Origin of the sequence: Streptomyces millisiae, from assembly GCF_031845425.1 — a bacterium.
Lineage (GTDB): Bacteria > Actinomycetota > Actinomycetes > Streptomycetales > Streptomycetaceae > Streptomyces > Streptomyces millisiae.
Genome location: NZ_JAVREM010000060.1, coordinates 1 through 10,253 on the forward strand (window position 1 = coordinate 1; position 10,253 = coordinate 10,253).

Below are 10,253 nucleotides of genomic sequence, written 5' to 3' on the forward strand. Positions count from 1 at the left end.
GTGGGTGGGGAGAACCCCGGCCCCCCGCCGGCGGTCGCCGGCTACGCCTCGTGTTCGGTGCGGTCCTCGCCCCAGAGCGTGTGGAAGGAGCCGTCGCGGTCGACGCGCTCGTAGGTGTGGGCGCCGAAGTAGTCCCGCTGGCCCTGCACCAGCGCGGCCGGCAGCCGGCCGGCGCGCAGCGCGTCGTAGTAGGCGAGCGCGGCCGAGAAGCCGGGCGCCGGCACGCCGAGCGCGGTGGCCTGCGAGACCACGTGCCGCCAGCCCACCTGGGCGTCCCGCAGCGCCTCGGTGAACGTCTCGTCGGACAGCAGCGTCACCGGCGCCTCGTCGCCCCGGCGGTACGCCTCGCGGATCCGGTTCAGGAAGCGGGCCCTGATGATGCAGCCGCCGCGCCAGATGGTGGCCATGGTGCCGAGGTCCAGGTCCCAGCCGTACTCCGCGCTGCCGGCCCGCATCAGGTGCCAGCCCTGCGCGTAGGCCACGATCTTGGAGGCGTAGAGCGCCTGTTCCACGCTGTCCGCGAACCGGGCCGCGTCGTCCGGGTGCAGTTCGGGGCGGATCGGCCCGGGCAGCGAACGCGCGGCCTCGCGCAGCTCGGTGTGGCCGGAGAGCGCGCGGGCGAACACGGCCTCCGAGATCCCGGAGACCGGCACGCCCAGGTCGAGCGCGGTCTGCACGGTCCAGCGTCCGGTGCCCTTCTGTTCGGCCCGGTCGGCCACGATGTCCACGAAGGGCCGGTCGGTGTCGGCGTCGGTGTGCGCGAGCACCTCCGCGGTGATCTCGATCAGGTAGGAGTCGAGGCGGCCGGTGTTCCACTTGCGGAAGATCTCGGCGATGTGCGCCGGCTCGTACCCCGCGACCTTGCGCAGCAGGTCGTAGGACTCGGCGATCAGCTGCATGTCGGCGTACTCGATGCCGTTGTGCACCATCTTCACGAAGTGGCCGGCGCCGTCCGGACCGATGTGCGCGCAGCACGGCTCGCCGTCGACCTGGGCCGCGATGCTCTCCAGCAGCGGGCCGAGCGCCTGGTAGGACTCGGCGGAGCCGCCCGGCATGATGCTCGGGCCGTTGAGCGCGCCCTCCTCGCCGCCGGAGATGCCGCAGCCCACGAAGTGCAGCCCGCGCTCGCGCAGCGCCGCCTCCCGCCGCCTGGTGTCCAGGTAGTGCGCGTTCCCGCCGTCCACGATCATGTCGCCCGGCTCCAGGAGTGGCGCGAACTCGTCGATCACCGCGTCCGTCGGGGCGCCCGCCTTGACCATCACCACCAGGCGCCTGGGGCGCTCCAGCGAGGCGACGAACTCCTCGGCCGTCTCGGCCGGCACGAAGTCACCCTCGTGGCCGTAGGTCGCCACCAGGTCCCTGGTCCTGGCGGCGGTGCGGTTGTGCACGGCGACGGTGTGCCCGTGCCTGGCGAAGTTCCGGGCCAGGTTCCGCCCCATCACCGCGAGTCCGGTGACGCCGATCTGGGCCTGCCGCGCCATGTCATCAACTCCTGTAGTCAGGCTGCTCCCACCCGTGCCCCCATGCAACCAGGGTCACGGGCGATCGCAACCTCTGCATGAGACAAAAAGTCTCAGCCGACCTGGTGCGGATCCGGACGAGTGGCCGGTGGCCGGCGTGGCGCGGCGATCTCCGGGTCGGGCCCCTCGATCCCGACCCGGGCCCTGCGGCGCCGCAGCTCGGACTCGGCGGCGGCCAGCTCGGCGTCGAAGACACCCGGCCAGTCGTCCCGCAGCCGGCGGTAGCGGCGCACCTGCTCCCGGGTGGCGGCCAGCGCCTCCTCGTGCCGTTCGAGGGAGACGAGGCTCGCGGCGAGGTTGCCGAGCGCGTGCGCCAGCTCGGGCTGGTGTGCGGGGCTCGCCCGGTCGGCCGCCCGCAGCAGGTCGACGGCCTCCTCGTCGGCGGCCAGCGAGGCGTCCCAGCGGCGCAGCCGGTGCGCCCGCACCCCGAGCCCGAGTAACGCCCTGGCCAGCTGGGGGCGGTGGGCCTCGGGGGCGCGGGCCACCAGGAGCCGGCTGATCGCGACGGCCTCCTCGTCCCGGACGACGGCCTCCGCGTCCCGCTCCAGCCGCGACAGGTCGCCGGCGAGGCACACCAGGACGTGGGCCAGGTCCGGCTCGTGCCGCTCCGGGTCCTGACCGGCCAGCGGCCTGGTCAGCCGCAGCGCCTCCTCGTCGGCGGCCAGCGCCTCCTCGTGCCGGCCGAGCTCGGTCAGCACGGAGCCGAGCTTGACCAGCCCGCGCGGCAGGTCCTCGTCGTGGGCCGCCGGGTTCTCCGCGGCCAGCCGGCGGACGATCGCCACCGACTCGGCGAAGGCGGGCAGCGCCTCCTCGTGGCGGCGGAGCCGGTGCAGGTCGGTGCCCAGATGGCTGAGCGCCTGGGCCAGCTCGGCCTCGTGCCGGTCCGGGTCGTCGGCCACCAGCTCCCGCAGGATCGCCACCGCCTCCTCGTCGACCGTCAGCGCCTCGTCCCAGCGGCCCAGGCTCGTCAGGTCGACGCCGGCGGTCATCAACGACCGTGCCAGCCGCGCCAGATGGTCCTCCGGTTGCTCCGCCACCAGCCGCCTGGCCAGGGCCACGGCCTCCTCGTCGACCGCGAGCGCCTCCTGCCAGCGTGTCTCGCGGGACAGCTCCACGCCCAGGTTCCGCAGGGCGTCCACCAGGTGGTGGCCGTGGCGGGCGAAGTCCTCGCCGGCCAGGCCGCGCACCAGGTCGAGCGCCTCCCGGGCGACCGCCAGGCCCTCCGCGTGCCGGCCGAGCCGGCCCAGGTCGACGCCCAGGTTGCTCAGGTGCCTGGCCAACTCGGCGGCGTGCGGCTCCGGATCCTCGGCGAACAGCCCGCGCACGATCGCCACCGCCCGCTCGTCCACGGCCAACGCGGCCGGCCACTCGCCGAGCGCGGACAGCCTGATGCCGTGGTCGCCGAGCCGCTTGGCGTGCGTCAACGGCTCGTCCTCCGGCAGGTCGAGCAGCCGGCCGGTGACGGCGGCCGCGGTGTGCACCAGCGCGTGTGTCGGATAGGGGATCCGCTGTTCGAGATCGACCAGCTCGGCGTGCGACAGCTCGCTGGCGCGCACCGCGTCGGCGACCGCGCGGTCGATGGGGCCCGCGCCCGAGTGGGCCACGGCCACGGCCACCGGCAGCAGCCGCCCCGGGGCCTCGCCGATCACCGCGGTCACCGTCCCGAGCGCGCTCGGCGTGTGCTGGGCCGCCCTGGCCAGCAGGGTGAGCAGCCGGATGGCCCGGTCGGGGCCGTTGGTCCTGGACGACATCGTCGCAGCCTCCTTCGTGGCCGGTGGTGCTCAGGGCGCGGGCGCCAGCGCGGCGGCGACCACGGCCGCCCGCAGCGGCGGGCTCGCGGCCAGCTGGTCCGCGACGTAGCGCTCGACGAGCCGGGCCGGCAGGTGCGGGTCGAGCCAGACGCCGGCGCGCTGCGGGTAGGACTCGCGCAGCCACTCGGCGAGCCGCCGCATGGCGTCCGGGTTGTGCCGGGGCAGCCCGGGGAAGTGGCCGAGCAGCGCCACCGCCTCGTCCAGGTCCCGGGCGCCGAGCACCGTGGCGGCCACGATCGCCGAGCGCAGCGCGGACCTGGAGAGGGTGAGGCCGGCCTCGGCGGCGCTCCGCTCCCACCAGGACTCCTCGTCGGCGAACAGCCGCCGCACCCCGTCGTCCACCGTGACCTGACCCGTCTGGCCCCGCACGGTGGCGACGGCCGCCGCCGCGTGCAGCATCAGCGGCTGCGCGGGGTGGTGCGGCGGCGTCAGCGTGGCGGCGGGCGGCGCCGTGTGGAAACGGCGCGCGAAGTACCGTCCCGCCTGGTCGAACAGCTGCGCCTGGTCCTGCGCGGTGGTGGCCAGCGGGCCGAGCACGACGTCGGCCGCCGGCGGCAGCTCCCTGGCCGCCTCACGCGGCAGCCCGGCCCGCAGCCGCGCCCACCACTCGCCGAACTCGCGGGCCGCGAGCACCACCCGCACCTCGGCGTCGGTGGCCGCGAGATCCGCGAGCAGCGCGGGCAGCGCCGGCCTGGTGTCGGCGTCGTCGACGAACAGCACCACGGGACGCTCCCACGCCACCGCCGCGGCCACCGCCGCCGCCTCCCGGTCGCGCCGCGCCCAGCCGTGCACGGTCTCGGCCCGCGTCAGCCGGTCGGCGCACTCCACGAGCAGCCGCGTCTTGCCGGCGCCCGGCGCGCCCGACACCAGCGTCACCCGCCGGGCGTCCGGGCCCGTCCCCTGGCACCAGCCGAGCAGCGCCCGCAGCTCGCCGTCCCGCAGCCGGTTGAAGCCGACCACCCGCTCCTCCGGGTTGAGCGCGGCCAGCACGCTGTTGCCCCGGGCCGCCGCGTCATCCGGCCCCGGGCCCTCGGCGACGGCGTTCAGCCAGGCGGCGCGCCGCGCCACACCGGCCGCGTGGCGCTCCCAGAGCGCCGTGCCGGCCGCCGTCAAAAGCCCCGAGGAGAGGCCGAGCACCAGGGCGAGCCACCACGGGACGAAGCCGGCCAGCGCGCTGCCCGCCCCGGCGGTCATCAGCACGCCGCTCATCGCCGCCAGCGCCCCCGGATGGCGCCGCCACCACCGCCCCTGACCGTTCGTCATCGCCGCCCGCCTCCCCGCCGGATTCCGGCCACCCGCTTTCACGCTACTCGCGGAAATGTCCCCACCGGCCCCGCGGTTGGCTGCGAAACCGTCACACGGAGGCGCACGCCGGCGCGCGCCGCGGGCGCGCCCGGGCGGTCAGCCGGCCAGTGACGTCACCACCAGGTCGCAGCGGTCCCGCGAGCGCTCGACCAGCTCGGCGTTGGGCCGGTCGTTGCCGTCGATCCACGCCCTGGCCGCCGCCTCGTCCCGGCCGAAGCCGGTGTGCCGCCGCATCAGGCGCGCGTCGCGCAGGTCGGCCGCCGCGTCCACGTACCACACCTCGGCCATCAGGCCCCGCGCCTCCCGCCAGCCCGGCAGGTCACAGGCCAGGTAGTTCCCCTCGGTCACCAGCAGCCGGGCCCCGGCCGGCACCAGGTGGCGGGCCGCGACCGGCTCGTCGAGCGACCGGTCGAAGTCCGGCACATACGCCTCCCTGGCCGGCTCGCCGACCAGCCGGCGCAGCAGCGCCTCGTACCCCCGGACGTCGAAGCTCGGCTCCGAGCCCTTCCGCGAGCGCAGCCCGAGGCGGTCGAGCTGCGCGTTGGACAGGTGGAAGCCGTCGAGCGGAACGTAGGCGGCGGCGTCCCCGAGCGCCGCCGTCAGCGTCTGGGCCAACGTGGACTTGCCGGCCCCCGGCGGCCCGGCCAGCCCCAGCACCGTCCGCGTCGCGCCGCCGCCCGCCAGCGACCTGGCCCTGCCCACCAGTGCGTCGAGATCCATGGCCGGCACCCTACGGAACTCCGGATGCGGCGCGCCCGGCCCGCCCGCAGAATGGTGACCGCTGGCCCGCGAGACCCGAAAGGCGCCGCCCATGCCGGTGATCGAGACGCGGGGGGTGACCAAGAGGTTCGGCGCGACCAAGGCGCTCGACGGCATCGACATCTCCGTGGAGCGCGGCCGGGTGCTCGGCCTGCTCGGCCCCAACGGCGCCGGCAAGACCACCCTGGTGCGGGTCCTGACCACCCTGCTGCGCCCCGACTCCGGCCGGGCCACGGTCGCCGACTGCGACGTCGTCGCGGACGCCGCCACGCTGCGCTCCAGGATCGGCCTGGCCGGTCAGTACGCGGCCGTCGACGAACTGCTCACCGGCCGCGAGAACCTGGAGCTCGTCGGGCTGCTGTACCACGTCGGCCGGGCCGAGCGCCGCCGGCGGGCCAGGGAGGTCCTGGCGGCCTTCGCCCTCGAGGACGCCGCCGACCGGCCGGTGCGCACCTACTCGGGCGGCATGCGCCGCCGCCTCGACCTCGGCGCCTGCCTCGTCGGCCGGCCGCCCGTGCTGTTCCTCGACGAGCCCACCACCGGGCTCGACCTGCGCACCCGCAACCAGCTGTGGCAGTTCATCAGGGACCTGGTCGCCGGCGACACCACCGTGCTGCTGACCACCCAGTACATGGAGGAGGCCGAGTCCCTGGCCCACCACATCGCCGTGCTCGACAACGGCCGGGTCATCGCCCAGGGCACCGCCGACGAGCTGAAGTCCCAGGTCGGCGGCGACGTCCTGGACGTCAGGGTCACCCGCCGCGAGGACCTGTCCCGGGCCGCCGAGGTCCTGACCCGCGTCGCGGGCGCCGAAGCCCAGACCGAGCCCGAGTCGCTGCGGGTCACCGTGCCCACCGCCGGCGGCACCGACGCCCTGATCGCGGCCGGCCAGGAGCTGGGCAGGGCCGGCGTCCCACTCCGCGACCTGGCGCTGCGCCACCCCTCGCTCGACGACGTGTTCCTGACCCTCACCGGCGCCTCCTCCGACGAGCCACCCGACGAGAGCGCCCGGCGCGACGCGGAAGGCGAGGGCTGATGGCCACCAACCCGGCGGTCGCCGCCCGCGACATCGGCGGCATCGCGGGGCGCAACCTGCGACGCCTGGTCCGCACCCCCCAGCTGCTGGTCTTCACCGCGATCCAGCCGGCCATGCTGCTGTTGCTGTTCCGCTACGCCATCGGTGGCGCCATCGCCGTCCCCGGCATCTCCTACGTGGACTACGTCGTGCCCGCCGTCTTCCTCGAGGCCGTGATGATCGGCGGGATGGCCACCTCCATCGGCCTCGCCCAGGACCTGCAGAGCGGCATCGTGGACCGGTTCCGCAGCCTGCCCATGGCACGCTCCGCCGTGCTGGCCGGCCGCACCCTGGCCGACCTCGCGCGCAGCGTGTTCGCGCTCGGCCTCATGGTGGGCCTGGGCACGGCCGTCGGCTTCCGGTTCCACGCCGCCTTCCCCTCGATCGTGCTCGGGCTGCTGCTCGCGCTTGTCTTCGGCTACGCCTTCTCCTGGCTCTACGCCACCATCGGCCTGCTCACCAAGGACCCCGAGACCGCCCAGGTGGCGGGCATCCTGCCGTTCTTCATCCTGGTCTTCGCCAGCTCGGCGTTCGTGCCGGTGGCCACCATGCCGAGCTGGCTCCAGCCCTTCGCCCGCAACCAGCCGGTCAGCATCACCATCGACGCGCTCCGCGCGCTGTTCGGCGGCGGCCCCGCCTACCACCACGTCTGGCTCTCGCTGGTCTGGGCCGCCGGCATCTTCCTGGTCTTCTTCCTGATCGCCGCGCGGCTCTACCACGACCTCACCGACTGACGAGCCGTCGACCCCGTCCGCGCGCTCACCGGCACCGGTGAATGCCCCGGTCACCGCCCCGGTCTGAGGCACGTGTAGCGCCGATCACCAGGGAGGCGAACTGGCGAGGGGAGCCCTTCACGTTCTGGGATCTCCGTGATCGTCAGAATGCCTCGCAGACCACCATGCACGATCCGGCACGCGGAACTGGGCACCGTGCACTCTGGCTGGCCGTCAGGGCCTTTTCTACGGTCGTGGCGACGGACCGTCCCCTTCGCGCGAAGGAATGACCGGCGTCCGTCCAACGAGTTCGGGACCAGACGATGGGTTGATGTGATCAGGATGAGCAAGGCACCCGCAGCCGAGTCGACTTCCGCTCCACGGCGCACGTGGGCCAGGCGTTCGGCGTTCGTCGCCGCCGGCGCCGCCATGGCCCTCACCATGTCGGGCACCCTCTCCACCGCGTCGGCGCAGCAGGCGACCTACTGGACGTTCGTGAACGTCGCGACGCTCGGGTGCGTCTCCGGAGCGCCGAGCGGCAATGTCTGGGCACCCAACTGCAGCGGAGGCGCGCACTACCAGCAGTGGGACTTCCTCAGCAACAGCGGCGAACAGAGCCGAATCATGAACCGGGAGACCGGCACTTGTCTGACGACCGGCAGCAGTTCGGGACCGGATCCCGTCTGGCTGGCACCGTGCGACGAACCGAATCAGCAGTGGCACTACACCAACTCGACCGGAAGGATCCAGTCCATGGCGACCGGGCACTACCTGCGGACCAGCGACGTGAACGACAACGTCTACGCCACGACCCTCGGTGTCATCTCTTATGACTACTACGTGTGGGCCGGTGACCCCAACTGATATGAGGCTTGGAGAGGATGACACCGACTCATCCGGACTCGTGTCACCGGTGGCTGCTGCTGTGCCGCCGACGCGGGGCAGGATCGGGGCATGCGGATTGTGGCTTGGCGCTTGCCCTTCAACCTTGGCGAAGGATCGGCGAGATCGATAGGTTCTCCACAGTGACCTTGACAGAGATGCAGGGGCTCGCGTCGATGGGACCGATGGGGCGCGGTTGCGCTGGACGGTGCTTGGGGACACGACTCGGCAGCCGCCGGCGGCCCGGGGGCTGCCGGACTATCTGGGCGGTGTCGCTCGCATGGTCGCGGACCTCGCACCCATGTACCGGTACGACCAGCGCGGCACGGGCCGATCCCCGTGGGGGGCGCCCATTCTCTGGCCCGACATGTCGAGGATCTCGCCGAACCGCTCGACGCGTGGGAGGTGCCCCGTGCGCGTGGGAATCACCGGCCATCGCGGACTGCCGGCCGACGTGGCCCGCATAGTCCGCGACGCCCTCCGCGCCGACCTCGCGCGGTACTCGCCTGAGAGCCTGGTGGGCGTCTCATGCATCGCGGACGGCCCCGACTCCTGGTTCGCCCGCGCGGTCCTCGACCTCGGTGGCCGGATCGAGGTCGTGATCCCGGCCGACGCCTATCGCGACGGCCTGCCGGGCTGGCACCACGCCGAGTACGACGCGCTGTTGTCCGCCGCGTCGGACGTGCATCGGACCGGTCTGACCGAGTCGGACTCGCAGGCGCACATGGTCGGCAGCGAGGTCCTCGTCGGCCTGGTCGACCACCTCGTCGCCGTGTGGGACGGCCAGCCGGCCCGCGGATACGGCGGGACGGCTGACGTGGTCTCGTACGCGCAGCGCACCGGCGTGCCGGTCCGCGTGGTGTGGCCGGCGGGAGCCACCCGCGACTGAGGGGTGTCGGGGCCGCCCGCGCGACCGGAGCCCTCGGCGGACGTGACGACCACGGCTCGGCGTCCGCATGCGAATCCCGCGTGCTCCTCCACCGCGCTCGCCGCCCCCGGTCCGGCTCTCAACCTCACCCGGTCACGCCGGCCGCGGGCGGACCGTCGGTGCGGTTCCGGCCGCGGCCGGGGTGAGGCGTCGTCGATCAGAAGTCGAACTCGTCGATGTTCTCCGCGTCGAAGACCGTCGGTGGGCCGAGCACCACCACGCCGTCCGCGCCCACCTCGTACTCGCCGAGTTCACCGGCCGTGAAGGTCTCGCCCTCGGCCCCCGTGATCTGGCCGGAGGCCAGCGCCGCGCCCGCGTAGGCCGCCAGGTAGCCCAGGTCGGCCGGGTCCCACAGGGCGAACGACTCCACCGTGCCGTCGGCCACGAACTCCCGCATCTGGTTGGGCGTGCCGAGCCCGGTCAGGGCCACCTCGCCCTGGTACTCGGAGCCTGAGAGGTAGCGGGCCGCGGCGGCGAGTCCCACCGTGGTCGGCGACACGATCCCGGCCAGGTCGGGGTAGGAGCGCAGCAGGCCCTGGGTCTCCTGGAACGACTTCTCGTCCTCGTCGTTGCCGTAGGCCACGGTCACCAGCTCGATGTCGGCGTACTCGGGCTTCGCCAGCTCCTCCTCCATCAGCTCGATCCAGGTGTTCTGGTTGGTGGCGTTGGGGGTCGCGGAGAGGATGGCGATCTGCCCGGCGCCGCCGATCTGTTCCGCGATCAGCTCGACCTGGATCTGGGCGATGCCCTCCGCCGTCGCCTGGTTCACGAACAGGTCGCGACACTCGGGGCTGGCGTCCGAGTCGAACGTCACCACGTGCGCGCCGGCATCGCGCGCGGCGTTGAGCGCCCCGCACACGGCGTTGGGGTCGTTGGCCGCCGTCGCGATCACGTCGGTGCCCTGCTGGGAGAGGGTGTTGACGTAGCTCACCTGCGAGGAGGCGCTGGCCTCCGAGGGGCCGACCTCCTTGTACTCGCCGGCGAACTCCTCGACCGCCGCCCGGCCGCCCTGGTTGGCCACCGTGAAGTAGGGGTTGTTGACCTGCTTGGGCAGGAAGGCGACGCTCAGGCCCTCGACCAGCGGCGCGTCGGGGTCGGCCTCGGCCGTCGCACGGGCGCCCCCGCCGCCGGTCTCCTCCTCGCCGCGCGTGGTGCCTGAGCAGCCGGCCGCGGCGAGCAGCGCGGCCAACGCGAGGGCCGCGACGCCGGCGCGGCGACGACGGTGGGCGGGTCGGCTGTGCGGGTACATCGGACCACTTC

General features: G+C 73.9%; 9 protein-coding genes. 4 read left to right on the plus strand and 5 right to left on the minus strand.

What is annotated here, in order from left to right:
- Positions 1-41: 41 nt before the first annotated feature.
- The 4 genes from gndA to RNC47_RS28715 all read right to left on the minus strand — a co-directional run bounded on the left by gndA (position 42) and on the right by RNC47_RS28715 (position 5,356).
- Complete coding sequence (gndA, locus tag RNC47_RS28700) at positions 42-1,481, minus strand: NADP-dependent phosphogluconate dehydrogenase (RefSeq protein WP_311602856.1); 1,440 nt, start codon at positions 1,479-1,481, stop codon at positions 42-44.
- A 92-nt stretch (positions 1,482-1,573) separates the two neighbouring features.
- The gene (locus RNC47_RS28705) at positions 1,574-3,271 is read right to left on the minus strand and encodes a tetratricopeptide repeat protein (RefSeq protein ID WP_311602858.1); all 1,698 of its coding nucleotides are present in this window, start codon (positions 3,269-3,271) and stop codon (positions 1,574-1,576) included.
- 30 nt (positions 3,272-3,301) lie between these two features.
- Positions 3,302-4,594, minus strand: coding sequence for a P-loop NTPase (locus RNC47_RS28710; RefSeq protein ID WP_311602860.1), 1,293 nt, complete (start codon positions 4,592-4,594; stop codon positions 3,302-3,304).
- A 138-nt stretch (positions 4,595-4,732) separates the two neighbouring features.
- Entirely contained in the window at positions 4,733-5,356 is a 624-nt protein-coding gene (locus RNC47_RS28715; RefSeq protein WP_311602861.1) for a nucleoside/nucleotide kinase family protein, read from the minus strand.
- A 91-nt stretch (positions 5,357-5,447) separates the two neighbouring features.
- On the opposite strand from RNC47_RS28715, the gene RNC47_RS28720 reads away from it, so the two are divergent.
- The 4 genes from RNC47_RS28720 (at position 5,448) to RNC47_RS28735 (ending at position 8,954) form a co-directional block, all read left to right on the plus strand.
- Entirely contained in the window at positions 5,448-6,431 is a 984-nt protein-coding gene (locus RNC47_RS28720) for an ATP-binding cassette domain-containing protein (protein ID WP_311602863.1), read from the plus strand.
- Positions 6,431-7,204 carry an ABC transporter permease gene (locus RNC47_RS28725; RefSeq protein ID WP_311602864.1) on the plus strand — a complete coding sequence of 258 codons (774 nt, stop codon included), beginning with the start codon at positions 6,431-6,433 and terminating at the stop codon, positions 7,202-7,204. The genes RNC47_RS28720 and RNC47_RS28725 overlap by 1 nt, the downstream gene beginning before the upstream one ends.
- Positions 7,205-7,525: 321 nt before the next feature.
- Positions 7,526-8,047, plus strand: a complete 522-nt coding sequence (locus tag RNC47_RS28730; RefSeq protein ID WP_311602866.1) for an RICIN domain-containing protein — start codon at positions 7,526-7,528, stop codon at positions 8,045-8,047.
- Positions 8,048-8,477: 430 nt separating this feature from the next.
- Positions 8,478-8,954 carry a hypothetical protein gene (locus RNC47_RS28735; protein ID WP_311602868.1) on the plus strand — a complete coding sequence of 159 codons (477 nt, stop codon included), beginning with the start codon at positions 8,478-8,480 and terminating at the stop codon, positions 8,952-8,954.
- 196 nt (positions 8,955-9,150) lie between these two features.
- Here RNC47_RS28735 and rhaS read toward each other — a convergent pair whose 3' ends face one another.
- Entirely contained in the window at positions 9,151-10,242 is a 1,092-nt protein-coding gene (gene rhaS, locus RNC47_RS28740; RefSeq protein WP_311602870.1) for a rhamnose ABC transporter substrate-binding protein, read from the minus strand.
- Positions 10,243-10,253 lie beyond the last annotated feature (11 nt).

Bases quoted from the DNA above. Each gene is read 5' to 3' on its own strand.
- RNC47_RS28715 (WP_311602861.1), bottom strand. From the start codon at position 5,356: ATGGATCTCGACGCACTGGTGGGCAGGGCCAGGTCGCTGGCGGGCGGC.
- gndA (WP_311602856.1), bottom strand. From the start codon at position 1,481: ATGGCGCGGCAGGCCCAGATCGGCGTCACCGGACTCGCGGTGATGGGG.
- RNC47_RS28705 (WP_311602858.1), bottom strand. From the start codon at position 3,271: ATGTCGTCCAGGACCAACGGCCCCGACCGGGCCATCCGGCTGCTCACC.
- RNC47_RS28710 (WP_311602860.1), bottom strand. From the start codon at position 4,594: ATGACGAACGGTCAGGGGCGGTGGTGGCGGCGCCATCCGGGGGCGCTG.
- RNC47_RS28730 (WP_311602866.1), top strand. From the start codon at position 7,526: ATGAGCAAGGCACCCGCAGCCGAGTCGACTTCCGCTCCACGGCGCACG.
- RNC47_RS28720 (WP_311602863.1), top strand. From the start codon at position 5,448: ATGCCGGTGATCGAGACGCGGGGGGTGACCAAGAGGTTCGGCGCGACC.
- RNC47_RS28725 (WP_311602864.1), top strand. From the start codon at position 6,431: ATGGCCACCAACCCGGCGGTCGCCGCCCGCGACATCGGCGGCATCGCG.
- rhaS (WP_311602870.1), bottom strand. From the start codon at position 10,242: ATGTACCCGCACAGCCGACCCGCCCACCGTCGTCGCCGCGCCGGCGTC.